Annotated in this window: 22 protein-coding genes; 12 read left to right on the top strand and 10 right to left on the bottom strand. The window is 63.8% G+C overall.

Annotated elements, in window-relative coordinates; genetic code table 11:
* The first annotated feature begins 463 nt into the window (after positions 1 to 463).
* The 4 genes from HG250_RS05470 to HG250_RS05455 all read left to right on the top strand — a co-directional run bounded on the left by HG250_RS05470 (position 464) and on the right by HG250_RS05455 (position 3,282).
* Positions 464 to 1,171, top strand: a complete 708-nt coding sequence (locus tag HG250_RS05470) for a CoA transferase subunit A (RefSeq protein WP_170003475.1) — start codon at positions 464 to 466, stop codon at positions 1,169 to 1,171.
* Between the two features lie 47 nt (positions 1,172 to 1,218).
* Positions 1,219 to 1,767, top strand: a complete 549-nt coding sequence (locus HG250_RS05465; protein ID WP_170003473.1) for a hypothetical protein — start codon at positions 1,219 to 1,221, stop codon at positions 1,765 to 1,767.
* A 208-nt stretch (positions 1,768 to 1,975) separates the two neighbouring features.
* On the top strand, positions 1,976 to 2,629 hold the full coding sequence (locus tag HG250_RS05460) for an HAD family hydrolase (protein WP_170003471.1): 654 nt from the start codon (positions 1,976 to 1,978) through the stop codon (positions 2,627 to 2,629).
* An 11-nt stretch (positions 2,630 to 2,640) separates the two neighbouring features.
* Complete coding sequence (locus HG250_RS05455; RefSeq protein WP_170003469.1) at positions 2,641 to 3,282, top strand: CoA transferase subunit B; 642 nt, start codon at positions 2,641 to 2,643, stop codon at positions 3,280 to 3,282.
* A gap of 79 nt (positions 3,283 to 3,361) precedes the next feature.
* Here HG250_RS05455 and metK read toward each other — a convergent pair whose 3' ends face one another.
* The 6 genes from metK to hisS all read right to left on the bottom strand — a co-directional run bounded on the left by metK (position 3,362) and on the right by hisS (position 10,593).
* On the bottom strand, positions 3,362 to 4,597 hold the full coding sequence (metK, locus tag HG250_RS05450) for a methionine adenosyltransferase (protein ID WP_170003467.1): 1,236 nt from the start codon (positions 4,595 to 4,597) through the stop codon (positions 3,362 to 3,364).
* A 59-nt stretch (positions 4,598 to 4,656) separates the two neighbouring features.
* Complete coding sequence (gene lnt / locus HG250_RS05445; protein WP_170003465.1) at positions 4,657 to 6,267, bottom strand: apolipoprotein N-acyltransferase; 1,611 nt, start codon at positions 6,265 to 6,267, stop codon at positions 4,657 to 4,659.
* A 28-nt stretch (positions 6,268 to 6,295) separates the two neighbouring features.
* Complete coding sequence (locus tag HG250_RS05440; protein ID WP_170003463.1) at positions 6,296 to 7,132, bottom strand: DUF4167 domain-containing protein; 837 nt, start codon at positions 7,130 to 7,132, stop codon at positions 6,296 to 6,298.
* Between the two features lie 244 nt (positions 7,133 to 7,376).
* The gene (gene prmC / locus HG250_RS05435) at positions 7,377 to 8,237 is read right to left on the bottom strand and encodes a peptide chain release factor N(5)-glutamine methyltransferase (RefSeq protein ID WP_170003461.1); all 861 of its coding nucleotides are present in this window, start codon (positions 8,235 to 8,237) and stop codon (positions 7,377 to 7,379) included.
* Positions 8,237 to 9,307: a peptide chain release factor 1 gene (gene prfA / locus HG250_RS05430; protein ID WP_170003459.1), complete on the bottom strand. Its 1,071-nt coding sequence runs from the start codon at positions 9,305 to 9,307 to the stop codon at positions 8,237 to 8,239. Before prfA ends, prmC begins: the two co-directional genes overlap by 1 nt.
* On the bottom strand, positions 9,304 to 10,593 hold the full coding sequence (gene hisS / locus HG250_RS05425) for a histidine--tRNA ligase (protein WP_170003457.1): 1,290 nt from the start codon (positions 10,591 to 10,593) through the stop codon (positions 9,304 to 9,306). Before hisS ends, prfA begins: the two co-directional genes overlap by 4 nt.
* A 127-nt stretch (positions 10,594 to 10,720) precedes the next feature.
* Between hisS and ppa the strand changes: the two genes are divergently transcribed.
* Complete coding sequence (gene ppa, locus HG250_RS05420; protein ID WP_170003455.1) at positions 10,721 to 11,257, top strand: inorganic diphosphatase; 537 nt, start codon at positions 10,721 to 10,723, stop codon at positions 11,255 to 11,257.
* 68 nt (positions 11,258 to 11,325) lie between these two features.
* Here ppa and HG250_RS05415 read toward each other — a convergent pair whose 3' ends face one another.
* Positions 11,326 to 12,792 carry a mechanosensitive ion channel family protein gene (locus HG250_RS05415; RefSeq protein ID WP_170003453.1) on the bottom strand — a complete coding sequence of 489 codons (1,467 nt, stop codon included), beginning with the start codon at positions 12,790 to 12,792 and terminating at the stop codon, positions 11,326 to 11,328.
* Between the two features lie 285 nt (positions 12,793 to 13,077).
* Here HG250_RS05415 and lptB point away from each other — a divergent pair, with 285 nt between their 5' ends.
* From lptB to trmB, 4 genes are all read left to right on the top strand, one after another.
* Entirely contained in the window at positions 13,078 to 13,863 is a 786-nt protein-coding gene (lptB, locus tag HG250_RS05410; protein WP_170003930.1) for an LPS export ABC transporter ATP-binding protein, read from the top strand.
* 38 nt (positions 13,864 to 13,901) lie between these two features.
* On the top strand, positions 13,902 to 15,365 hold the full coding sequence (gene rpoN, locus HG250_RS05405; RefSeq protein WP_170003451.1) for an RNA polymerase factor sigma-54: 1,464 nt from the start codon (positions 13,902 to 13,904) through the stop codon (positions 15,363 to 15,365).
* 137 nt (positions 15,366 to 15,502) lie between these two features.
* Positions 15,503 to 16,198: a response regulator transcription factor CtrA gene (gene ctrA, locus HG250_RS05400; RefSeq protein ID WP_170003449.1), complete on the top strand. Its 696-nt coding sequence runs from the start codon at positions 15,503 to 15,505 to the stop codon at positions 16,196 to 16,198.
* Between the two features lie 70 nt (positions 16,199 to 16,268).
* Complete coding sequence (gene trmB, locus HG250_RS05395) at positions 16,269 to 16,967, top strand: tRNA (guanine(46)-N(7))-methyltransferase TrmB (protein ID WP_170003447.1); 699 nt, start codon at positions 16,269 to 16,271, stop codon at positions 16,965 to 16,967.
* 226 nt (positions 16,968 to 17,193) lie between these two features.
* Here the strand turns inward: trmB and HG250_RS05390 are convergent, their stop codons facing one another.
* The gene (locus HG250_RS05390) at positions 17,194 to 19,413 is read right to left on the bottom strand and encodes an NADP-dependent malic enzyme (protein WP_205763544.1); all 2,220 of its coding nucleotides are present in this window, start codon (positions 19,411 to 19,413) and stop codon (positions 17,194 to 17,196) included.
* A 237-nt stretch (positions 19,414 to 19,650) separates the two neighbouring features.
* On the opposite strand from HG250_RS05390, the gene mutS reads away from it, so the two are divergent.
* Genes mutS through HG250_RS05375 form a run of 3 tightly spaced genes read left to right on the top strand, consistent with a single transcriptional unit; the run spans position 19,651 to position 23,083 of the window.
* Positions 19,651 to 22,275, top strand: coding sequence for a DNA mismatch repair protein MutS (gene mutS, locus HG250_RS05385; protein ID WP_170003443.1), 2,625 nt, complete (start codon positions 19,651 to 19,653; stop codon positions 22,273 to 22,275).
* Positions 22,276 to 22,335: 60 nt separating this feature from the next.
* Positions 22,336 to 22,698, top strand: a complete 363-nt coding sequence (locus HG250_RS05380) for a hypothetical protein (protein WP_170003442.1) — start codon at positions 22,336 to 22,338, stop codon at positions 22,696 to 22,698.
* A complete protein-coding gene (locus tag HG250_RS05375) occupies positions 22,670 to 23,083 on the top strand; it encodes a YidH family protein (protein WP_170003440.1) in 414 nt (137 codons plus the stop codon). The genes HG250_RS05380 and HG250_RS05375 overlap by 29 nt, the downstream gene beginning before the upstream one ends.
* An 18-nt stretch (positions 23,084 to 23,101) precedes the next feature.
* On the opposite strand, the gene HG250_RS05370 is transcribed toward HG250_RS05375, so the two are convergent.
* Together HG250_RS05370 and HG250_RS05365 are read right to left on the bottom strand one after the other, a co-directional pair.
* Entirely contained in the window at positions 23,102 to 23,470 is a 369-nt protein-coding gene (locus HG250_RS05370; RefSeq protein WP_170003438.1) for a hypothetical protein, read from the bottom strand.
* A 53-nt stretch (positions 23,471 to 23,523) separates the two neighbouring features.
* Positions 23,524 to 24,393, bottom strand: a complete 870-nt coding sequence (locus HG250_RS05365) for a 3-hydroxybutyryl-CoA dehydrogenase (protein WP_170003928.1) — start codon at positions 24,391 to 24,393, stop codon at positions 23,524 to 23,526.
* Between the last annotated feature and the right edge of the window lie 54 nt (positions 24,394 to 24,447).

Here is a 24,447-nt window from a genome sequence, read left to right as displayed (position 1 = left end):
AAATGGTCGAGAGCGGGGGGAGTGCCCGGCCCGACAGCAACAGGGGCGATTAATGAAGGCGCAACCGGCATATAGTGCCTGGGAATGGCTCGTGCGGACCGCGCTTTTTCGGCAGAAGCCGGACGGGGTAGAGGCGAAAAAAAGCCCGGCAGGTCAAACCGGCCGGGCCTTGTAAGTCTTGGGAGAGGATGCCTGAAAAGGCCCGTCCCATATGCAGCCACCGCCTCTATCTCGCAAGTGCGAAATACTCACGCCAGGTTGCAAAAGACGCAAGGCGCAGATTTTCCCTTGATTTACGCTCGTGTGCGAGCGCGATTGACAGGGACGCGCCTCTGCTTGCAAGCAGGAATGATGCGGCGCAGCATTCAGCGGTCCGGACGCCGTGCATCCCTCCCGTGCCGCCAAGGGTGACAGCGGCGTCAGCACCGCTTAGAGGATGCGGCAAATTCCTGCGGAGACTGCGATGAACAAGCTCTATCCCGATGCCGCCGCCGCGCTGGACGGCCTGCTTACCGACGACATGCTGATCGCTGCGGGGGGCTTCGGCCTTTGCGGTATCCCCGAACGCCTGCTGGACGCGATCCGCGACAGCGGCGTGAAGAATCTGACGTTCGCCAGCAACAATGCCGGGATCGACAATGAAGGTATCGGCAAGCTGCTGCGGACCCGGCAGGTCGGGAAGATGATCTCGTCCTATGTCGGCGAGAACAAGGAATTCGAAAGGCAATATCTCGCCGGAGAGCTGGAGGTCGAATTCTGCCCGCAGGGCACCCTGGCGGAACGGATGCGCGCCGGCGGCGCGGGTATTCCGGGCTTCTACACCAAAACCGGCGTCGGAACGAGCGTTGCAGAGGGCAAGGAAATCAAGAATTTCGGCGGCGAGGATTACCTGCTGGAGCAGGGCATCTTCGCCGATCTCGCCATCGTCAAGGCCTGGAAAGCGGATGAAAGCGGGAACCTGGTGTTTCGCAAGACGGCGCGCAATTTCAACATGCCCGCCGCGACCTGCGGCAAGGTCTGCGTGGTGGAAGTGGAAGAAGTAGTCGCGAATGGCGATCTTGACCCCGACTGCATCCACCTGCCCGGCGTCTATGTGCAGCGAATGATCGTCGGCGCGCCTTACGACAAGCAGATCGAGTTCGTCACGACACGTCAAGGGGAAGCGGCATGATGCGCGCGACACGGATCGCTGCAGCGCTCGCCCTGGTCGCTGGGGGAATGGCCGGACAAACTGCTGCTCTCGCTCAAGAGGCAGCTTCTGTCGTCACCGACGAGGCGCTGGACGCAATCACCCTGCCCCGGGAACAGCTCGAGGGCATGCTGCTGATGGTCGCTTTGCGGACCAACACGGTTGGACAGTCTTTAGCCGTCAGCGGTGTTTCCGCCCATTGCGAACGTTTTGTCCCAATCTTCGAGACGACAGTCAGCAACAACCTGCCGGAATGGTCCGCGAAGCTGCGAGCAGCATATCGTGACAATGTGCCTAACGATGTGTTGGCTCAGGCCATGAACCAGGATCCGCAGGCCGCTGCCCTGACGCTGGCGCCTTATGCCGAGATCGTTGGCGGGCAAATGCAGGCTGAAGCCGCACCGCTATTGAAGTCTACAGGCGTAGATCTTCTCGCGACACTGTCGGAGGTCACGCCGGATACGGATCTGAAACAGGTCGATCAGGCTGCAAGACAGGCCGAAATCATGAAGGCTGCACAAGACGGCCGCATTTTCTGCGGCCTCATGCCTTCTCCCGCAGGTTCATCGCAGAACTGAGCTGATGATCGACTGATCTACAATGCGCCCTGGCCGCCCGTTCCATCTCGCCCTGCTAGTTGCCGCGACCACATGCCTGAGCGGCTGTGTCGCTGCGCTCGTCCCGCTTGCTGCGGGCGGTGCTTTGGCGGCTTCGGAACGGGCCAATAGCGATGACGAAAGAGCGCCGGTAGCCACTGCACCATCGCCAACAGCGGTGGCATCGCGAATGCCACATTCATCGCCCGAAGCTGATGTGGCCGGCCATGGCACCGCGGTGGAGTTTCTTCCAACGGCCGTTCTTCCCGCACCTGAATCTGCCGCCACGGATGAAGGCTTCGGAAGCCATGCGGCATTCCACGACGCCGCCATGGCCTATTTGCGCGCGGGACCCGATGCGCCGCGCGATTCGGCGCTGCTGGCGGAACCGGGCGGAATGTCGGCAAGGACCGCACCCTGTACCGAAGGTTCACCGGCGGTCCTGATCGATCTCGACCCCGATGGCGGAGTGCTGAACCTCACGGCTGACACTGCCGTTCGGGGACTGCCGCAGACGCTTGCCTCCTTGCGGGCGCAAGGCGTGGATGTGTTCTGGATTTCGGAACACGGGGCTGGCGCGGCCGGGGACATCCGCCGTATTCTGCGCGACAGCGGGCTGGACCCGCAGGGGCGCGACCCGCTCCTGCTGATGCGCTATCCGGATGATCGCAAGCAGACCCGCCGGCAGGATCTGGCAGCGTCCCATTGCCTGCTTGCGATCGCCGGCGACAGCCGCCGCGATTTCGACGAAATGTTCGCATATCTTCGCGACCCGGACGCGCTCACAGCCGCCGACCCCTTGCTGGGAACGCGCTGGTTCCTTATCCCCCATCCGCTCGACTGAAGGACTTACTCATGCCGTGGACAAGAGACGAAATGGCCGCCCGCGCCGCACAGGAACTGGAGGACGGCTTCTACGTCAATCTGGGTATCGGCATACCCACGCTGGTGGCCAATCACATTCCCGATGGCATGCAGGTAACCTTGCAGAGCGAGAATGGCATGCTCGGCATCGGGCCCTTCCCCTATGAAGGTGAGGAAGACGCGGACCTGATCAATGCGGGCAAGCAGACGATCAGCGAATTGCCCCACTCGGCCTATTTCGACAGCGCCGCCAGCTTCGGCATGATCCGGGGCGGACATATCGATCTGACCGTGCTCGGCGCCATGGAGGTGGCCGAAAACGGCGATATCGCCAATTGGATGATCCCGGGCAAGATGATCAAGGGCATGGGCGGGGCGATGGACCTGGTGGCGGGGGTGAAGAAGATCATCGTGGTGATGGACCATACCGCCAAGGATGGCAGCGCGAAATTCATCCCCGCCTGCACGCTGCCGCTGACCGGGACCAATGTCGTCGACATGGTCATTACCAATCTGGGCGTGTTCCGCCGTGCGGACCATGCAAGCCCTTTCGCCCTGGTCGAACTTGCCCCCGGGGTGACGACCGACGAAATCGCCGCGAAGACGACTGCGCATTACGAGATCGCGCTTTAGAAAAGCGTCGGCAGGGCTGAATCGAGAAAAAGGCCCGTCATGGCGGCGGGCCTTTTCCCTGTCGCCCGAAAAAAGCGGCTCAGACGTTGACGGCGCTCTTGAGGTCGTCGACCAGATCGGTCCGTTCCCAGGGGAAGGCGTCCCCTTCCGCTGCACGGCCGAAATGGCCATAGGCGGCGCTCTGCCGGTAAATCGGCTTGTTGAGACCAAGATGCGTGCGGATCGCGCGCGGCGTCAGGCCGCCAAGCTTCGATAGCGACCGGATCGCCTCCTCAAGCCGTTCGTCAGCCACCGTGCCGGTGCGATGCGTATCGACATAGAGCGACAGCGGCTTGCCGACACCGATCGCATAGGCGAGCTGGATCGTGCAGCGCGTCGCCAGACCTGCCGCGACGATGTTCTTCGCCAGGTAGCGGGTGATATAGGCGGCGGATCGATCCACCTTCGTCGGATCCTTGCCCGAAAAGGCGCCGCCGCCATGCGGGGCAGCACCGCCATAGGTATCGACGATGATCTTGCGCCCGGTCAGACCGGCATCGCCGTCAGGACCGCCGATCTCGAACGCGCCGGTCGGATTGATGTGATAGACGGTGTCGTCCGACAGCAGTCCTTCGGGAAGAATGTCTGCCACGATATTCTTTACATATCTCTTGAGTTCGCTTTCCTTCTCGCCCTCGTGATATCCCTTGCCGTGCTGGGTGGAGACGACGATCGCGGTGCAGGCGACGGGCTTGCCGCCTTCGAAGCGCAGGGTCACTTGGCTCTTGCTGTCGGGTTCGAGGAAGGGAGCAGCGCCCGATTTCCGGTCCTGCGCCATCCGATGCAGGATCTTGTGACTGTAGTCGAGCGTGGCTGGCATCAGGTCGGGCGTTTCATCGCAGGCGAAGCCGAACATGATTCCCTGGTCGCCGGCGCCTTCGTCCTTGTTGCCACTGGCATCGACGCCCTGCGCAATCTCGCTCGACTGTCCGTGCAGGTAATTCTCGAACCTCAAGGTCCGCCAGTGGAAGCCGTCCTGCTCGTAGCCGATGTCTCGTACGACCTGGCGGACCAGTTCCTCGATCTCCTTGCCCGCGCCGGGTGCCCAGTAATCATTGTCAGCCCAATCGGCACGGCCTTCGTCGTACATGGGCTTGCAGCGGATCTCCCCCGCCAGAACGACCCTGTCGGTCGTGGTCATGGTTTCGCAGGCGACGCGCGCTTCCGGGTCTTTCGAAAGCATCAGGTCGACGATGGCATCGGAAATCTGATCGGAAACCTTGTCGGGATGGCCTTCGGACACGCTTTCGGAAGTGAAAAGATAGTTGGGGCGCATGCAGTGAAGTCCTCAGGGAAGGTAGCGATGCCCGTAACGGGCCGGTCTGTAGCGAGTTCCTAGACAGGCCATTTGCGATGCACAAGCACCGCAGTCCCGATAAGCAGCAGCGCCCACCCGAAGGCCAGCCAGTTCTGCAAACGCGCGAACAGCGTCGGTGCATGCGCGGGAGGAATGCGCCCGTCGATCCGGGCGGCAATTCCTTGTCCAACATGCTGGCGCACCACGCCGCGGGCATCAATCACGGCGCTGATCCCGGTGGTGGTCGCCCGCAGGACCGGGAGGCCTTCCTCGATCGCCCGCATGCGGGCCTGCGCCATATGCTGCGGCGGCCCCCAGGTGCCGAACCAGCCGTCGTTCGACGGGTTGAAGATGTAATCCGGGCGATTTGCAGGATCGACGGTCTGGCCGGAGAAGATAATCTCGTAACAGATCTGCACGCCCGCTTCACCCCATGGCCCAAGGTCGAGGGTACGCGGGCCGGGACCGGGCAGGAAATCGAGCGATCCTGCTACCAGCCGCGAGGCGCCGAGAGGCTCCAGCAGCCAGCGTAGGGCCAGATATTCGCCATAGGGCACCAGATGCGCCTTGCTGTAGCTGCCGACGATGTCGCCGTCGTCCGCCAGTGCGGTGACCGTGTTATAGGCGGCTACCGCTCGGCCTCCTTCGATCTCCAGGTCCACGGCACCGGTCAGCAGCACGCCTTCCGGCCCCATGATCCGCGCAATGCGGCGGCGGGCGAATTCCGGATCGCCGCCCGCAGTCGTCTGATCGTAATAGCGTTGCGGATAGCCGGGGCGAAGATAGTCCGGCACGCCCGATTCCGGCCAGAGGACGATCCTGCGACCGCTGCGTTCGCGCGGAGCGGTCAGATTGGCGAGGGTCGCGAATTGTGCCTCGAAGCGGGCGGGGTCATTGATCTCGGTCTGCTTCAGGTTCGGTTGCACGAGCGTGAACGGCATCTCCCCTTCGGCGCCCGGTCCGGCAGGCCAGAACATCCCCGCGACGATCCCGAGCGCGACAATCGCGAGAGGCAGCCATCGCCGCTGCGCCGCCAGGGCCCAGAGCATACCGCCCGCCAATACGACCAGACCCGAAAGCGCATAGGTGCCCATCCACGGCAGGACGGCGGCGATCCCCGGCCGGTCCCATCCGCCCAGAAAGACCAGCCCGAGCGGGTCCCATGCATAGCCTGTGAATACATGGCCGCGCAGCCATTCGCCGACGATCCAGCAGCCCGCCAGCACCGCGGCGAAGGGCCCGCGGCGCATGGCCCAGCCCAGCCGCCGTGCCACCATCGCGGCCAGTGCGGGATAGACGGCAAGGTAGAGCGACAGCAGCGGCACCGCCAGCCAGCCGAGAACGGGCGGCATCTCGGCCTGAAAGGTGAATGCGGTCGCGATCCAGTTATTCGCCAGCGTGAAATGGAACACGCCGAACACCCAGCCGCGCGCAAAGGCGGCCTTGGGCGTCGGGGCAGCGCGCACGAGAAATGCGAATGCGCCTATCGCCAGCAGGGTGGCTGGCCAGATATGCAGCGGCGGGAAGCCGATCGCCGCTACCAGGCCCAGCAGGGCCGAGGCGATCAGCGGATGCTTTTGCAGGATTCCGGCAATCGCCGAACCCTGCGCCACGGTTGTTTCCTTAGTGGTCGCAGGCGTTCCTGCCATAAGCCCGGTTCCGCCCCTCCGCCCGGCGTCAGCCGGCCTCGCGCATCGATTGAACGTCTTCTACGGCCTTGCGACGACGGCGCGGCGCCGGTTTGCTGTCTCCATCGCCTGCTTCGCCTGCCGATCCGATGGCCGGAGGCAGTGCGGCAGAGTCGATGGCCGTGCCATTCTCGTCGGCGGCCTTCCTGCGCGGGCTGCGGGCCGCTGCACGCGGCCTCTTCACAGGTGCATCACTGCGCACACCATCCGTATCCGCGCCGGTTTCAGCAGCACGGCGAACATTCCGGCGGCGCGGCTGGCGTTCGTCATCATCGCCGCCGGAAGCGTCCTGCATGTTCCCGCTGGCGCTATCTTCGTCACCGCTGTCATCATCATTGCGATCATTGCGGCTACGGCGTGACGGGCGACGCGTTGCACGATCCGCATCCTCGCTCTCGCGGCGATTGCGGAAGCGGTCTTCGCGCTCGTCCCGCTCGCTACCGTCCTGCTCGTCATCATCGTTGTTCCGGTCGGAACGGGGGTCGTTGTTTCTGTCGTTCCGCCCGTCATTTCGGCTATCGCTGCGCCCGTCACCGCGATTATCGTCGCCATCGCCGCGCTTGCCGCGTGCCTCGTCCTGCCGCGCCTTGTTATCCGCGATTACCCGGAAATAATGGTCAGCGAATTGCAGGTAATATTCGGTCTGCACCCGGTCGCCATTATGCTGGGCATCCTGTGCCAGCTTCTTGTACTTGTCGAGCATCTGCGGTGCATTGCCACGCGCACGGTTGTCGATCCGGTTCGCCTGACTGCCGCTGGCCCCGCCCTGCGGACGATTGGTGTTCCGGCCGCGCCGGCGATTGTTGTTGTTGCGATTATTGTTCAAAGGAGGTTTTCCCTCGTTCCCAGCCATCGGGATTTCATACCGTCAGGCTGCATGACCTCTCGCCACGAGTGCTGATTTGCAGTTTCGCGGGTGCTCCGTCTGTTCCCCGGCTGGCCCCCAAGCCCGTCCATTTCACAGATGCAGGAACTGGATCAGGGGACCGGCTGTTCGCCCGAAACACTGACCCTGCCCGATGAAGTAGCGAGAGCAGCCCGCTTTGCCAAGCCCCAACGGGCAGGAATGTTCAACAGGCACCATCCGGCCGCAGGACAAGCGCCCGCGGCCTGCCACCGAGATCCCGGTGTGTGGCCGCGCCGAAGCCCGCTGCTTGCGCCAGCGCGGTCACCGCTTTGGCCTGCGTCGCGCCAATTTCCAGCACACAAATCCCTCCCGGGTTCAGCAGGCCTGCCATTTGCGGGATCAGCAGCGCATAATCGTCAAGCCCCTGCGGCCCTGCGAACAAGGCGGCGGCGGGTTCGTGCAGGGCGACATCGGGCATCAGTTCGGCATCGTCCTCGACATAGGGCGGGTTGGCGATGACCAGATCGAAACGCCCCAGATCCGCCGCCCAGCCGGGTTCCGCCCAGCTGCGACGTTCCAGACGCGCGCGTTCCTCCAGCCCCAGTCGCGTGCCATTGCGGCAGGCGATCCGCAGGGCGGCAGCGGACTCGTCCATGCCCGTTCCGATGCTGTCTCCACGCTCGCACAGCAGGGTGAGTAGCAGGGCGCCCGATCCGGTACCGCAGTCGAGGATAGCCGCATTGGCGGGCATGACGGCCAGCGCCGCCTCGACCACGCTTTCGCTATCGCTCCGCGGGATCAGGACATCGGGTGAAACGACGAAGGAACGCCCGTAGAATTCCTGCAACCCGGTGATGTAGGCGACCGGTTCATGGGCACAGCGGCGCTGGACGAGCGTGCCGAAGACCGGCGGAACCGGCGTCCCCATGGCATGCAGCAGCATGTGCGACCGCGACATGGCGAGCGCATGGGCCATCAGCAATTCGGCATCGAGGCGGGCGGTATCGGAGGTTGCCGCCAGCAGCGCAGCCGCCTGCCGCAGGGCCTGCCCGACATTTGCTGCCGCTCCCGCCTGCTGCCCCATCACGCGTCCAGACTTGCGAGCCGCTTCGCCTCGTCCTCGGCGGTAAGCGCGTCGATGAGTTCCGCTAGGGCGCCGCCTTCAAGGATTTCCGGCAATTTGTGCAGGGTCAACCCGATACGGTGGTCGGTTACGCGGCCCTGCGGGAAATTATAGGTGCGGATGCGTTCCGACCGGTCGCCGCTGCCAACCATCGCCCGGCGCGCCTCGGCCTCGGCACCGTGTGCTTCGGCCCGTTTCAGATCGTAGAGCCGGGTTCGCAGCACCTGCATCGCCTTCTCCCGATTCTTGTGCTGGCTGCGCTGATCCTGCTGGATGACGACGAGGCCGGTGGGCAGATGGGTCAGGCGCACGGCGGAATCGGTGGTGTTGACATGCTGCCCGCCCGCCCCGCTGGCGCGGTAGATGTCGATCTTCAGATCGTTGGGATCGATGGTCACGTCGACCTCGTCCGCTTCGGGCAGCACGGCTACCGTTGCCGCCGAGGTGTGGATGCGCCCCCCGCTCTCGGTCACCGGAACCCGCTGCACCCGGTGAACGCCGCTTTCGAATTTCAGCCGGGCAAAGACATTGTTGCCGCGGATATTGGCGACGACTTCCTTGAACCCGCCGACATCGCTGGCGTTCATGCTGACGGTTTCGACCCGCCAGCCCTGCTCGGCGGCGAATTTTTCATACATCCGGAACAGATCGGCGGCGAACAGGGCCGCTTCGTCACCGCCGGTGCCAGCGCGGATTTCCAGCATAGCGGGCCGGGCATCGGCGGAATCGCGCGGCAGCATCGCCAGCGCCAATCGCCGTTCCGTTGCAGGCAGGATGCGGCGAAGCCTAGTCAGCTCCTCCTCCGCCAGTGCCTTCATTTCAGGATCGCTGCCCTCCAAGGCCTCCAACTCGCCGATCTCTACGCGCATCGCTTGAATTTCGCGGGCGATCTGCACCACCGGCTCCAGTTCGGCATAATCGCGGCTGGCGGCCGAAAACTCCTCCCCCTCCAGCGTTCCGCTCGCCATGCGGGCTTCCAGCGCGGCAAAGCGGTCGGTAATCTGGCGCAGCCTTTCGGCGGTAATGGTCATGCGGTGCCCGAAGCCGCGCTCAGGTCCGCGCCCATGTCCGTGCCCATGTCCGAGCGGGCCTTGAACATGTCGCCCAAGGCATCTTCCAGTCGCGACAAGTCGGCAGCATCGCCCTTCATCCGGTAATCAGGGGCGCTACCCCGCATCGACAGGGCAAGGATGGTGCGCGCACCCGATTTCACCGCCTTGTCATATCGCTTGCGCGGGCTGCCGCTCGCCAGCAGGTCGGCGGATAGTCCGGCGGTGCGAATCCGGCGCAGGGCGGCAATGGCAGGGGCCATCAAAGCGTCATCCTCGACCACGAGGATGCAATCCGCCGCGTCTTCGTCCTGCATGTCCAGCAACATCGCCAGGCGTTCGATGCCAGCGGCCCATCCGACCGCAGGCGTAGGCGCTCCGCCAAGGCTTTCCATCAGGCCGTCATAGCGCCCGCCGCCCAGGACCGTGCCTTGTGCGCCCAGTCGGTCGGTGACGAATTCAAAGGCGGTATGGCGGTAATAGTCGAGGCCGCGGACCAGCGACTGGTTGCGGACCCACGCCACGCCCGCCGCATCGAGGCCGGAAGTCACCGCGCCAAAGAAATCCCGCGCTTCGGCAGAAAGGAAACTGTCGATCCGGGGCGCATCGTCGACAAGGGTGCGGTCGCGCGAATCCTTGCTGTCGAGAATACGGAAGGGGTTCCTGTCCAGCCGGTCCTGACTGTCCTCGCTCAAATCCGCACGGTGTTCGCTGAAATGTTCGACCAGCGCGACGCGCCACGCTTCGCGGCTTTCCGCATCGCCCAGCGTGTTCAACTGCAGCGTGACCCCGTCTGCAATGCCGAGTTCCTGAAGCAGGTGGTCCGCCATGGTCAGCAGTTCGACATCCGCCTGCGGCTCGGCCGAACCGATCAGTTCGGCGTCGATCTGGTGGAACTGGCGATAGCGGCCCTTCTGCGGGCGTTCATAGCGGAACAGCGGGCCATGCGTGGCCAGTTTCAGCGGAACGTGCTGCTGCCAGCCATCTGTCAGGAACGCGCGGGCGATGCCGGCGGTGAATTCGGGACGCAGGGTCAGGGAATCGCCGCCGCGATCCTCGAAGGAATACATTTCCTTGGAGACGACATCCGTGGTTTCGCCCAGGGAGCGGCTGAACACCTCGGTTTTCTCGAACACCGGCATTTCCGCGCGGCGGAAGCGGTAGAGTTTGCGAATGCGCTCGAACGTCGCAACGACATGGGCGAAGGCTTCTGCCTCCGCGCCGAAAATGTCCTGCGTGCCGCGGATCGCCTGGGGTGTCTTGCTCATGGGCTTGCGCTTAAATGGCAAATGGCGGCCTATCAACAATCTTGGCTGCCATCTGCTGCCGAACGATCATGCCAAGGCGGCAAAATCCTGTTGGCGAAGGCAAAACCGCCCGCTAAGGCCCCGGCGCATGCAGATAGAGAAGATTCCCACGGGCGACAATGTCCCCGACAGCCTGAATGTCATCATCGAAGTCCCGACGGGCGGCGAGCCGGTCAAATATGAATTCGACAAGGATTCGGGGGCGCTGTTCGTCGACCGCATCCTGCACACGCCGATGCGTTACCCTGCCAATTACGGCTTCATCCCGCATACGCTGTCACCCGATGGCGACCCGCTGGACGCTCTGGTGATCGCGCGCAGCCCCTTCATTCCAGGCTGCGTGGTGCGCGCCCGCCCCATCGGCGTGCTGAAGCTGGAAGACGAGCATGGCGGCGATGAGAAGCTCGTCTGCGTGCCGGTCGACACGACCTTCCCTTATTACACCGATGTGGGCGAGCGGCAGGATCTGCCCTCGATCATCTTCGAGCAGATCGAGCATTTCTTCACCCATTACAAGGATCTCGAGAAGGAGAAATGGGTGCGCGTGGGCGAATGGGGCGATGCGGCGGAAGCCAAGCGCATAGTGATCGAATCGATCGACCGCGCCCGGAACGCCAAGACTTGAGTGAGAGGGCAGGGGCGCGCCGGTGCGGCCCCTGCCCGGTTCGATTTTCGGAGAGCCTGGCGCCAGCCTTATTCCACTGGCCGGCTGGAATCGAGGAGGTCATTCTCCCCCGGTTCGGCGGCGCGTTCGGCCTCTACCATGCGAAGAACCTCGTCGTCGGGGCGAACATCGGCGTGATCTTCGGTAGCAGCCGTGGGTACTGCGGGAGTGGCGGGGGTTCCACCGGACTCCGCCGCGATATTGCCGATAGCCGCAGCGCCTGCATCGCTCTCCGCGTTCCGGGATGACGCCTCCCCATCCTGCGCGGAACCGAGCGACAGCGGCGCGCCGCGCGGGTCGAAACGCAGGCGATAGATTGGCTCCGGCAGCGCAAACCCGGCCTTTTCCAGTGCCGCCTTCACCACGGCTATGGAGCGGCTGCGCGCCTTGAACCAGTCAGCCTCACGCTGGTCGATCCAGCCGAAGAACCGCAGGACGATGTTCGAATCGCCGACCTCGACAGTCCGGACCTCTGGAGCGGGATCGTCGAGAATATAGGGCAGTTGCGCCAGCATTTCGCGCCCCAGCGCGCGCGCCGCTTCCGGATCGTCATCCGCATCGATGCCGAGTTCGAAATCGAAGCGCCTCTGCGGGTTGCGGGTGAAATTGAGCAGCACCGCACCAAACACGGTCGCATTGGGGATCCGCAGATGATTGCCATCCAGCGTCATCAGGATGGTTGCGCGGCTGGTCAGGCGGATGACCCGGCCTTCATGTTCGTCGATCATCACGTGGTCATTGGCGCGGAAGGGCTGCCGCAGGCTCAGCATGAGGGAAGCGACGTAATTCTCGATCGTGTCGCGCATGGCGAAGCCCAGCGCGATGCCGACCACGCCCGCACCGCCCAGCACCGCACCCAGCAAGGCCCCTGCCCCGATGATGTCGAGACCGACGACGATCCCGCCAACGACGAATACGAAGCGGATCGCGCTGGCTATCAGCTCGGCGAGGAAGCCATTGGGCGCAATCCGCCGCCATATCGAAGAAAAGGAAGAGAGCAGATAGCCAATGGCGCCGATCAGGATCGCCACGCCGACAGCCAGCAGGAAGATCGGGATCATCTGCGTAAAACCGGCGATCCGTTCGGTCAGATCTCCCAGAGAGGACAGGCTGTTGTCGACCGACACATCGCGCGTCAGGCCATTGTCGACCGTGGCGACACCGGAAATGCGCGAGACGATCGCTTCGGCGCGCGCGATATCTTCTTCGGCCGGCACCTTGCCGCCGAGGATGACCACGCCTTCGTTCACCGTCACGCGAACGCCGGCGAAGGCAGGCAATTCGCCAAAGATACCTTCGATGCGGCGCGCGATGCGGCTGTCCGCTCCGGCATCGGCCTGATCGTCGATCGTGGGTTCGGCCGTCGCCTCGGCCGCAGGCTCCGGCGCGGGTGCGCCGGGCACCAGGGCCAGAGCCGGTGTAATCGCCAGGCTACAGAACCCTACAAAGATGAGCAAGACAGACGCCGGTATCTTGAGAAATGCAAAGATGTTCATGCCTCCGTTTCCTGCGCCAGCCCTGCCGCGTCAAGCCATGCGGCGATCTGCTGCGCGGCGCTGGTGCACCGCGACGGATATGGGGCAAATTCCGCCCCACCTGTCGCGCAGGGGGTTTCGCCCCGCCGCCGCAATGCTACATGATGAAGGCAACTGATGGGAACGACGACGATCGACAAGGAAGAACATTTTTCACGCGAAAACTCCGGCGCGGCTCCTTTGCAGGCTGACGATCCGGTGCTGCCGGGTGCGCCTGGCAGTGTCCCGGCGCTCACCGTACCCGATCTGGCCGAACCCGATACGGCCGATCCCGAAGTGCTGGACCGTGCCGCCGCTCCGCCTTTGCTGAACGGCGGTCTGGAGGTGGTCTCCATTGCGAAAAGCTATGACAAGCGCGCAATCCTCACCGACATTTCGCTGAGCGTGGCCAAGGGAGAGGTTCTCGGCCTGCTCGGCCCGAACGGCGCGGGCAAGACGACCTGTTTCTATTCCATCATGGGGCTGGTTCGTCCCGATTCCGGCCGCATCCTGATGGACGGGGAGGATGTCACCAAGCTGCCGATGTATCGGCGCGCGATCCTTGGTCTTGGCTATCTGCCGCAGGAAACCAGCATCTTTCGCGGCATGACCGTCGAACAGAACATCGAATGCGTGCTCGAGATGGTCGAACCCGACCGGGCCACCCGCGCCGCCGAACTCGAACGCCTGCTGGACGAATTCGGCCTGACGCGCCTTCGCACCAGCCCCGCCATGGCGCTTTCGGGCGGCGAGCGGCGCCGCTGCGAAATCGCGCGGGCGCTGGCGGCGAAACCTTCGATCATGCTGCTGGACGAACCCTTCGCCGGCATCGATCCGCTTTCCATCAGCGATATTCGCGACCTTGTGAAGGATCTGAAGCAGCGCGGGATCGGCGTGCTGATCACCGATCACAATGTGCGAGAGACGCTGGATATCGTCGACCGCGCCTGCATCATCTATGGCGGACAGGTGCTGTTCGCAGGGACGCCGGAAGATCTGGTCGCGGATGAAAACGTGCGCCGGCTTTATCTGGGCGAAGGCTTCACCTTGTGACCTGTGCGCCGCGCCTGAAGCCGGTACGGAATTGAGGCATGGCGATCGGCCCCCGCCTGGAGCTGCGGCAGTCGCAATCACTGGTGATGACGCCGCAATTGCAGCAGGCGATCAAGCTTCTGGCGCTGCCGAACCTCGAGATAGAAAGTTTTATCGGCGAGGCGCTGGAAAGCAATCCCCTGCTGGAAGCGGGCGAGGTCAGCCGCGAGGAGGAGCCGGGCGGAGCGGCAAACGGCTCGGATGACGGACCTTTTGACCAGAGCGCCGACAGTCTCGCCTCTGGCGGGGACGCAGCACTCGATATCGATCCCGCCGCGCTGGATGGCGACCGCGAAACGGGTGACGGGGAATGGGGATCGGCCATCCCGGCGGGCGGCACGGGTGCCGAGGGGCCGGATATCGACGAGCGGGGCGCGGATGGGCCTACCCTTGCGCAGCATCTCGACAGCCAGATCGGCGCCGCTGCGGCGAACGAGCGGCAGGCATTCATCGCGAGGACGCTGATCGGCCTGCTGGACGAAGCCGGCTATCTCGCCTCCAGCCTGCTCGATGTTGCGGGTGATCTGCAGGTGCCGCTGGCGGAGGTGGAAGCCGCCCTTGCCGTGATCCACACGCTCGACCCCACCGGCGTCGGGGCGCGCAGCCTTTCGGAATGCCTCGCCCTGCAGGCCCGCGAAGCGGACCGGTACGACCCCTGCATGGAAAACCTGATCGACAATCTGGATCTCGTCGCGAAAGGCGATTTCCGCCGCCTGAAGCGCATCTGCAATGTCGATGACGAGGATTTCGCCGAGATGCTGGCCGAATTGCGCAGTTACGATCCCAAGCCAGGCATCGCCTATGGCGGCGGGGTCAGCGCCGCCATCGTGCCTGACGTTCTGCTGGCACCGGCGCAGGGCGGCTGGGACATTGCGATCAACCCGGCCAGCTTGCCGCGCCTCGTGGTCAACCGCCCCTATTATCTGTCGCTGAGGGGCGGTTGCAGCGGGGCCGAGGCGAAGGCATGGCTGCGCGAAAAGCTGTCCGACGCCAACTGGCTGATCAAGGCGCTGGACCAGCGGCAGAAGACCATTCTGAAGGTTACGGCGGAAATCGTGGAGCAGCAGGAAGGCTTCTTCCGGCGGGGCATTTCGGAACTCAAGCCGCTGACCCTGCGCATCGTGGCCGACGCCATCGAGATGCACGAAAGCACGGTCAGCCGGGTTACCAGCAACAAATATCTGCATTGCCCGCGCGGTACGTTCGAACTGAAATATTTCTTCACCAGCGGAGTCGGCAGCGCCGATGGCGATGGGGCGAGCAGCGCCGCTGTCAAGGCGGCGATCCGCAGTCTGACCGATGCGGAGGATGCGAAAAACGTGCTTTCCGACGACCGACTGGTGGAATTGCTGAAGGAACAGGGTTACGATCTCGCCCGCCGGACAGTAGCGAAATATCGGGAGGCTGCGGGCATCGGCAGCAGCGTCCAGCGGCGGCGGCAGAAGAAATTGCGCGGCCTGTAAGAAATTCGGGCATCATCTGCCTGACCATTTACACAAGATTAACCTTTTCCGTTCATCCCTTGTGTGGTTAACTCCGGTCAACACCTTTACAGGGGATTACGAACGGAGTTCCGGGCTAACAGGGGGGGATTGATCCCATGCGCGTTCTGCTGATCGAAGACGAACCAACGACGGCGAAGGCCATCGAACTGATGCTGACGACAGAAGGTTTCAACGTCTATTCGACCGATCTTGGCGAAGAAGGCCTCGATCTGGGCAAATTATACGATTACGACATTATCCTGCTCGATCTCAACCTGCCCGATATGCACGGTTATGACGTTCTCAAGAAATTGCGCGTCGCCAAGGTGCAGACGCCGGTGCTGATCCTGTCGGGCATTGCCGAGATGGACAGCAAGATCCGCAGCTTTGGCTTTGGCGCCGACGATTACGTGACGAAGCCCTTTCACCGCGAGGAACTGATCGCGCGCATCCATGCCGTGGTTCGCCGTTCCAAGGGGCACAGCCAGTCGGTCATCCGCACCGGCAAGCTGGCGGTCAACCTGGATGCCAAGACGGTCGAGGTCGACGGCGCGCGCGTCCATCTGACCGGCAAGGAATATGCGATGCTGGAACTGCTCTCGCTTCGCAAGGGCACCACGCTGACCAAGGAGATGTTCCTCAACCATCTGTATGGCGGCATGGACGAACCCGAACTGAAGATCATCGACGTCTTCATCTGCAAGCTGCGCAAGAAACTGTCGCACACCTGCGGCGGTGAAAACTACATCGAGACCGTCTGGGGCCGAGGTTACGTCCTGCGCGATGATGAGGATGCCGCCGAAGCGGCGTGATCGCCGCACGTGATGAATGCAGGCCCGGCTGCCGCTTGAGAGCGCGGGAAAATACTGTATCTGCGCGGGCATGACAGCGCATAAATCCGGCGATCCCACGACGCTCAACCGCTTGTACGGCCGCACCCAGTCGCGGGGTTTGCGGAAAGGTCAGCAGGAGCTGGTCGACCGGTTTCTGCCAAAGATTGCAGTTCCGGATAGCGGCCCCGTCACGGCACGGCGCCTGTTCGGGCAGGATGTGCCGCTGCATTTCGAGATCGGCTTCGGTGCGGGCGAACATCTGGCCTATCGTGCCGATCTGCTGCCCGATCACGGTTTCATCGGCGCCGAACCCTTCGTCAACGGCGTCGTCGGCGCTCTGGCCCACGTGCGGGACAAGGGCCTCGGCAACGTCCGCATTCAGTTGGGCGATGCGCTCGAGGTGCTCGCCCGCGTACCCGACGGGGCGCTCAGCTTCGTCTATCTGCTGCACCCCGATCCCTGGCCCAAGGCCCGCCATGCCAAGCGGCGGATGATGAATGACGGCCCGCTGGACCTGATCGCGGCCAAGCTGAAGCCGGGTGGAGAGTTCCGCTTCGGCACCGATCATGATATTTACCTGCAGCACGCCCTGATGGTCATGCGCCGCCATACGCATCACTTCGAATGGCTGGTGGAGGGGCCGCATAGCTGGCAGCAACGCCCCGGCGGCTGGTGCGAAACCCGCTACGAGGCGAAGGCCCGGCGGCAGGGACACGAGGTCTGGTATTTCCGCTATCGCCGGCGCTGAGGCCTTGGCGGTCCTTACATCCGGAACGCCCGTCCACTCTCGCCGCTTGAGCCTGCAACGATTGTCGGAGCAAGGACGATTGACGCAGGGCAGACCGACAAGCGCTCATCATCGGCGGATCAGGCGGCCTCGGCCTGACGGGTGAACTGGCACATCGGGGCTGGCATGTGACCGCCAGCCAGCCCCGATGCGGATGGACCCGAAAAGCTGGCGGCCAAGGCGGCCTCTAACCGACCACTCCTGCCGCAGCGAGCACGGCGAGAGTGAGCACATCGGGCGCGATCGCGGTCATCGGCGCGATCTGGACCGGCTTTTCCATGCCGATCATCATCGGGCCGATCGTCGGGTTCCCGGCCAGTTCGCGCAGCAGCTTGGCCGACAGATTGGCCGATTGCAGACCGGGCATGATCAGCACGTTGGCCGGGGCCGACAGACGACTGAACGGATAGAGTTCCATGACCTTTGCGTTCAGGGCCGCGTCGGGCGCCATCTCGCCTTCATATTCGAAATCCGCCCCTTCCTCGTCCAGCAGATGCACCGCGCCGCGGATATTTTCCAGCCATTTGCCACTGGGGTTGCCGAAGGTGGAATAGGACAGGAAGGCAACGCGCGGTTCATGCCCCAGCCGCCTTGCGACCGCAGCGGTTTCGCGGGCGATATGCGCCAGTTCTTCCTTGGTCGGACGCTCGTTGATCGTCGTATCGGCAAGGAAGGTCGTGTAATTCTTGCCGATCATCAAATGGATGCCGAAAGGCACCTGCCCCGGCTTGGGGTCGAGAACGAGGCTCACTTCCTTCATCGTCTGTGCAAAGGGGCGCGTGAGGCCCGAAATCATGGCCTCGCCATGGCCGAGCGCCAGGAGCAGCGAGGCGAAGACGTTGCGGTCCTGATTGACCATGCGGCGCACGTCGCGTTCGGTATAGCCGCGCCGCTGCAAACGCTGATAGAGATATTCCACCATTTCCGGCACATGCTCGGAATCATTGGAGTTCTGGATCTCGAAGCTGGCCGGATCCTCGATGGCGAGTTCCTCCAATTTGGCCAGCACCGCATGGGTTCGGCCGACAAGGACGGGCGTGCCATAGCCGAAATCGCGGAACTGGATGGCGGCGCGCAGCACGACATCCTCTTCGGCTTCGGCGAAGACGACCCGCTTGGGGTGCTTTTGCGCCTCTTCGTAGACGCGGGTCAGAACCGAGGTGGTCGGGTTGAGGCGTGCTTTCAGGCTGAGGCGGTAATCCTCGAAATCCGCGATGGAATCCTGCGCCACGCCGGAATCCATCGCGGCCTTGGCCACCGCGCTCGAAACCCGTTCCATCAGGCGCGGGTCGAACGGGGCGGGAATGATGTAGTCGCGGCCGAACTGGTGCTGAACACCGTAAGCGGCGGCGACTTCCTCGGGCACGCGTTCGCGCGCCAGTTCCGCGATGGCTCGGGCGGCGGCAATCTTCATTTCCTCGTTGATCGCAGTGGCGCGCACATCCAGCGCGCCGCGGAAGATGAAGGGGAAGCCGAGGACATTGTTCACCTGGTTCGGATAATCCGATCGCCCTGTGGCGATGATCGCATCGGGGCGCACCCTTTTCGCCTCGTCCGGCATGATTTCCGGCACCGGGTTGGCCATGGCGAAGATGATGGGCTGATTCGCCATTTTCTCGACCCATTCCGGCTTCAGCGCACCGGCAGCCGAGAGGCCGAGGAAGATATCCGCACCGTCGAGTGCTTCTTCCAGCGTGCGCGCCTCGGTCGCCACGGCATGCGCGCTTTTCCACTGGTCGACATCCTTGCGCCCGGGATAGATCGGGCCGGTACGGTCGCAGACGATTACATTATCGTGGCGCACGCCCATGGCTTTTACCAATGCCGTGCAGGCCAGCGCCGAGGCACCCGCCCCGTTCACCACCATCTTCACGTCCTTCAGATCGCGGCCGGTCAGGTGACAGGCATTGATCAGTCCGGCAGCCGCGATGATGGCGGTGCCGTGCTGGTCGTCATGCATGACGGGGATGTTCATGCGTTCGCGCAGCGCCTGTTCGATGATGAAACATTCGGGTGCGGCGATATCTTCCAGATTGATGCCGCCAAAGGTCGGCTCCATCAAGGCGACGGCCTCGATGAACTTGTCCGGGTCTTCGGTGTCGAGTTCGATATCGATGGAATCGACATCGGCGAACCGCTTGAACAACACGGCCTTGCCCTCCATCACCGGCTTGGATGCCAGCGCGCCCAGGTTACCCATGCCGAGAATGGCCGTGCCGTTGGAAATGACTGCAACCAGGTTCGAGCGCGCCGTATAGCGGGCTGCCATCGCCGGATCGTCGGCAATCGCCTGGACGGGCGCGGCAACGCCCGGCGAATAGGCGAGGCTGAGGTCGCGCTGAGTCGCCATCGGCTTCGACGCGATGATCTCGATCTTACCCGGGCGCAATGTCTCGTGATAGAACAGCGCCTCGCGCGTGGTGAAGCCGCCCTTGCGTTCCTCCGCAACCGGCTGGTCCGAAACACTCTCCGGCGTTGCGGTCTGGTCGGTGTGATTGTCTTTGCTGTCGGCCACGGCATGTTCCCCAAGGGTGAATTTCCGCCGCTGGCCTAGGGGAAAGCCGGCGCGGAATACAGGGGGCAATCAGGGGAAACCGCCGCGGCGCTTGTTCCGAATCGCCGCTGCCTCGGCTAACGCTGCCGCATGGCCGCGAAACCCACGCCGATGATGACTCAATATCTGATGCTGAAGGCGCAGGCGGCGGGGTGTCTGCTGTTCTACCGGATGGGCGATTTCTTCGAACTGTTCTTCGACGATGCGCGCAAGGCGGCGGCAATTCTGGACATCGCGTTGACGACGCGGGGCGAACATGACGGCGCACCCGTGCCGATGTGCGGTGTGCCGGTCCATGCGGCGGAGAATTACCTGGCGCGGCTGATCAGGGCAGGCTGCCGCGTGGCCATCGCCGAACAGGTGGAGACACCGGCGGAGGCGAAGAAGCGCGGCGGATCGAAGGCGCTGGTGAAGCGCGACATCGTGCGCTTGGTCACGGCCGGCACGCTGACGGAAGAAGCGCTGCTGGAACCGCGCCGCGCGAACCGGCTGGCGGCGCTGTGCGTGGTCCGCGGCCAGCTGGGAATTGCTTCCTGCGATATTTCGACCGGCCGGATGGAGCTGGAGGAAACGAGGGAGGAAGAACTCGCCGCCATTCTTGCCCGTGTCGGCGCAAGCGAACTGATCGTGCCGGACGATCTGCCGACCGGTGATTCTCCTGCGGTGCCGGTGATTCCTGCGGATGCGGTCAGCAGGCCTGCGCAAAGTTTCGACAGTGCATCGGGTGCCGAACGCCTGCAGGCGCTGCATGGCGTGGCGACTCTGGACGGTTTCGGCAATTTCGGACGCGCCGCCCTGGCCGCAGCTGCGGGGTTGATCGCCTATCTGGATCACGTCGGACGCGGATCGCTCCCCTTGCTGCTCCCGCCGGTGATGCGCGGCAATGATGCGGCGCTGGCGATGGACGAAGCGACCCGCGCCAGCCTCGAGATCGTGCAGACGCAGGACGGCCGCCGCGAAGGCAGCCTGCTTGCCGCGATCGACCGCTGCGTCACGGGTGCCGGTGCGCGGCAACTGGCGGAAGACCTTTCAGCGCCCCTGCTGTCGCGGGACGCCATAGAGGAACGGCTGGCGCTGATCGCATGGCTTCATGCCGATACCATGCTGCGCGGCGATCTGCGGGCCGCGATGCGCAGCCTGCCCGATATCGGCCGCGCCCTTGGCCGGGTGGCGGCGGGACGCGGAAGTCCGCGCGATCTAGGCCAATTGCGCGACGGGCTGGGCGAGGCGCGGCGCATTCGTGACCATCTGCGGGAACGGGACGACCTGCCGCCGCTGCTGGACGGGCTGCTGCCGCATCTCGGCGGGCATGGCGCTCTGGTCGATCTGCTGTCCCGCGCCCTCGTGCCCTCGCCGCCCACGGAACGCAGCCAGGGGGGCTACATCGCCGAAGGGCTGGACGCGGCTCTCGACGAATTGCGGCAGGTATCGGGCAATGCCCGCCGCGCCATTGCCGCGATGGAAAGCCGCTACCGCGAGGAAACCGGCGTCGCCGCGCTGAAGATCAGGCACAATGGCGTGCTCGGCTATTTCATCGAGGTGCCCGCACGCCACGCCGATGCGCTGATGGCGCAGGACAGCGGCTTCACTCACCGGCAGACGATGGCCGGCGCGGTGCGCTTCAACTCGCTGAAATTGCATGAGGAGGCCAACCGTATCGCCGAGGCCGGCGGCCGGGCGCTGGCGGCCGAGGAAGAGCATTTCAGCCGCCTGTGCGGCGAGGTCGGGGAACATCGCCGGTCCATCGCCCTGACTGCGGAGGCGCTGGCCCGGCTGGACGTGTCTGCGGGACAGGCCGAACGAGCCGCCGAAGGGCATTGGTGCCGGCCAGCGGTCACGAACTCTAGCGTGCTGTCCATCACATCGGGGAGGCATCCGGTGGTGGAAGCGGCGCTGGAACGCAGCGGCAGGCGCTTCGTCGCCAATAATTGCACCCTGAGCGAGAGTGACCGGCTGTGGCTGATCGGCGGTCCGAACATGGGCGGCAAATCCACTTACCTGCGCCAGAATGCGCTCATCGTCCTGCTGGCACAGGCCGGTGGTTACGTCCCGGCGGAGAGCGCCGAAATCGGGCTGGTGGATCGTCTGTTCAGCCGCGTCGGTGCATCCGACAACCTGGCGCGGGGACGTTCCACCTTCATGGTCGAGATGGTGGAGACCGCGGCCATCCTGGCGCAGGCAACACCGCGCAGCTTCGTCATACTGGACGAGGTCGGCCGGGGGACGAGCACTTACGATGGTTTGGCGCTGGCCTGGGCGGTCGTGGAGGCGGTGCATGAAAACAATTGCTGCAGGTGCCTGTTCGCCACCCATTACCATGAATTGTCGCGCCTCGCGGACAGTTGCGATGCGCTTTCGCTGCACCATGTCCGCGCCCGCGAATGGAAGGGCGAACTGGTCCTGCTGCACGAACTGGCAACCGGCCCGGCCGACCGATCCTATGGCCTGGCCGTTGCCCGGCTTGCCGGTGTGCCGGAACAGGTCGTGGAGCGGGCGCGATCCGTGCTCGACAGGCTGGAGAAGACCCGCGCGGAAACCGGCGGGCTGGCGGCAGGTTTGGGCGAACTGCCGCTGTTTGCCGCCGCGGCCGAGGAGGCGGAATGCGATACGCTTCGCGACCGGTTGCGCAGCGTCGATGTCGATGCGCTGACCCCGCGCGATGCACTCGACCTGCTGTATGAATTAAAGGAAGAAATCGGTGCCACCGATCGTTAACCCGGCTGCGCTATCCTGCGGCAGATGCGCAGAAATCCGCTCCGGGGCCGATATGTCGCCATGGCTTTTGCCGGATTCACGCTCCTGACCGCAGCAGCGCTCGTCGGAACCGATAAGGATGAAGGCGTGATCTCTGCGGCCGCTGACCGGATGACCGATCCTGCGGGCACCGAGCCGCAGGATTATTCGGAAGGTTTGCCTGCCGACATTGCCGATCTGGGGCAGGACGTTGTTGCCTTCGCCGCGGACGACGATCTGATCGACGATGCCGAAGGACTCGATCCGACGCCCATGTCGGACACGCCCGACCCGGTACTGCTGGATGCCGGTCCTTCGACGGGCGATACGATCGAACCGGTTGCGGAACCGGGTGCGGGTGATAGGCTGCCTGCCGATGAGCGACGATACGAACTCCTCGAATGATTCCTCGATCGATCTGGCCGAACAACGGACCGATCTCGCCGAGGATCGCAATATCATGGCCGTGGAGCGGACCTTCGCCGGCTGGATGCGAACGGCCTTTGCTGCCATCGGCATCGGACTGGCGTTCCGCGCGGTGTTCGGTGAATTCCAGCCGCCCTGGCTGGCCAAGGCCATCGCCACGATGTTCGTCGCGGCAGGCGGTATTCTGGCCATTGTCGCGCAGCGGCGCACCTGCAAGACGATGGCACGCCTCAATTCTCACCGGATGAAGCCCGCCTCGACACCCAATTTCCGCCTGCTTGGATTTGCCGTCGCCTTCGGGGCGGCAGTGCTGATTGCGGGCCTTTGGGTTCTGAACAATGGCGAGGTCGCTCCGTCCACCTGACGGAAACGACCGGCTGCGTCAGGTGCCGTCGCCGCGCAGGCCATCGGGTTTGTGGCCCTTGCCATATTTATCGACATTGTCGTCGTGGTTCGGCTCGCCGCGATAGGCATCCATGTCGATGCGCCCCGAGCTTTCCATGTCGCGCATGTGATCGACGGTATCCTGCGTCGAATCGTTCATCAGCCCGCTCTTGCTATCGCTTTTGACGCTTTCGGTCGGGCTGGGGGTGGCAGGCGTCAACCCCCGTGCGTCTTTCGCAACTTCCTGCGCCTGATTGCGGTGATCGTCCTGCTCGTCATTGTGCAATTCGGGTGCAAGTTCGCTCATTCGCTGTTCCTTGCTCTCGCCCACGCCGCTTTTGTCACTCTTCTGCTTGTCGCTGCTCATGGCGAATTCTCCTTTGCCGCATCAACGACCGGGGCTGGCGCCATGTTCCCGCCTTAACGGGTCGGGACAGGCTCCTGCCCGGAATAATCGTAGAAGCCTCGCCCACTCTTGCGGCCGAGCCAGCCGGCCTCGACATATTTGACCAGCAACGGCGCGGGCCGGTACTTGCTGTCGCCCGTGGTGTTATACAGCACCATGATAATATCGAGGCAGGTGTCCAGCCCCACGAAATCCGCCAGTTCCAGCGGGCCCATCGGGTGATTGAGGCCTATGCGGCAGCCCTTGTCGATATCGGCGACATCGGCGGTGCCCTGCCCCAGCACGAAAACTGCCTCGTTGATCATCGGCAGCAGGATGCGGTTGACGACGAAACCCGGCTCGTCCTGTGCTTCCACCACTTCCTTGTTCAGCCGCTTTGCGAACTGGCGCACGCGCGCCACCGTGTCGTCGCTGGTGGCAAGGCCGGGAATCACTTCGATGAGGCCCATGACCGGCACCGGGTTGAAGAAATGCAGCCCGATGAAGCGGGCAGGGTCGGGGCTGGCCTGCGCCATGCGGGTGATGGGAATTGAACTGGTATTGCTGGCGAGTATTGCATCGCCTCGCAGCACCTTGCCCGCTTCGGCGAAAATCGCGCGCTTTACCGCTTCCTTTTCGGTTGCGGCCTCGATGATCAAATCGGCATCGGCCATTGGTTCATAACTGGCGACCGGCGTGATCCGCGCCAGAGCGCTCTCAGCTACGCCAGCTTCGATCTTGCCGCGCGAAATCATGCGCGCGAGTGCCGCGCCGATCTTTTCGCGCGCCTTTTCCGCGACTGCGAGATCGACATCGGAAAGCATCACCTCCATTCCGTGTCGGGCGATGGTCTGGGCGATGCCCGAACCCATCTGGCCCGCGCCGATTACGGCCACTTTATTGATCACTTTGAATCCTTCGCAGATGCAGCATGGATGGCTGCGCTAGAGCATCGGGAT

This window comes from Pseudopontixanthobacter vadosimaris (assembly GCF_012979275.1).
GTDB lineage: Bacteria > Pseudomonadota > Alphaproteobacteria > Sphingomonadales > Sphingomonadaceae > Pseudopontixanthobacter > Pseudopontixanthobacter vadosimaris.
This window is presented reverse-complemented; position numbering and strand designations above follow the sequence as displayed.

What these genes read in the sequence shown, in the direction of transcription:
- HG250_RS05470 (WP_170003475.1), top strand. Translation starts at nt 464, where the DNA reads ATGAACAAGCTCTATCCCGATGCCGCCGCCGCGCTGGACGGCCTGCTT.
- HG250_RS05465 (WP_170003473.1), top strand. Translation starts at nt 1,219, where the DNA reads ATGGCCGGACAAACTGCTGCTCTCGCTCAAGAGGCAGCTTCTGTCGTC.
- HG250_RS05460 (WP_170003471.1), top strand. Translation starts at nt 1,976, where the DNA reads ATGCCACATTCATCGCCCGAAGCTGATGTGGCCGGCCATGGCACCGCG.
- HG250_RS05455 (WP_170003469.1), top strand. Translation starts at nt 2,641, where the DNA reads ATGCCGTGGACAAGAGACGAAATGGCCGCCCGCGCCGCACAGGAACTG.
- metK (WP_170003467.1), bottom strand. Translation starts at nt 4,597, where the DNA reads ATGCGCCCCAACTATCTTTTCACTTCCGAAAGCGTGTCCGAAGGCCAT.
- lnt (WP_170003465.1), bottom strand. Translation starts at nt 6,267, where the DNA reads ATGGCAGGAACGCCTGCGACCACTAAGGAAACAACCGTGGCGCAGGGT.
- prmC (WP_170003461.1), bottom strand. Translation starts at nt 8,237, where the DNA reads ATGGGGCAGCAGGCGGGAGCGGCAGCAAATGTCGGGCAGGCCCTGCGG.
- prfA (WP_170003459.1), bottom strand. Translation starts at nt 9,307, where the DNA reads ATGACCATTACCGCCGAAAGGCTGCGCCAGATTACCGACCGCTTTGCC.
- hisS (WP_170003457.1), bottom strand. Translation starts at nt 10,593, where the DNA reads ATGAGCAAGACACCCCAGGCGATCCGCGGCACGCAGGACATTTTCGGC.
- ppa (WP_170003455.1), top strand. Translation starts at nt 10,721, where the DNA reads ATGCAGATAGAGAAGATTCCCACGGGCGACAATGTCCCCGACAGCCTG.
- HG250_RS05415 (WP_170003453.1), bottom strand. Translation starts at nt 12,792, where the DNA reads ATGAACATCTTTGCATTTCTCAAGATACCGGCGTCTGTCTTGCTCATC.
- rpoN (WP_170003451.1), top strand. Translation starts at nt 13,902, where the DNA reads ATGGCGATCGGCCCCCGCCTGGAGCTGCGGCAGTCGCAATCACTGGTG.
- ctrA (WP_170003449.1), top strand. Translation starts at nt 15,503, where the DNA reads ATGCGCGTTCTGCTGATCGAAGACGAACCAACGACGGCGAAGGCCATC.
- trmB (WP_170003447.1), top strand. Translation starts at nt 16,269, where the DNA reads ATGACAGCGCATAAATCCGGCGATCCCACGACGCTCAACCGCTTGTAC.
- mutS (WP_170003443.1), top strand. Translation starts at nt 19,651, where the DNA reads ATGGCCGCGAAACCCACGCCGATGATGACTCAATATCTGATGCTGAAG.
- HG250_RS05380 (WP_170003442.1), top strand. Translation starts at nt 22,336, where the DNA reads ATGGCTTTTGCCGGATTCACGCTCCTGACCGCAGCAGCGCTCGTCGGA.
- HG250_RS05375 (WP_170003440.1), top strand. Translation starts at nt 22,670, where the DNA reads ATGAGCGACGATACGAACTCCTCGAATGATTCCTCGATCGATCTGGCC.
- HG250_RS05370 (WP_170003438.1), bottom strand. Translation starts at nt 23,470, where the DNA reads ATGAGCAGCGACAAGCAGAAGAGTGACAAAAGCGGCGTGGGCGAGAGC.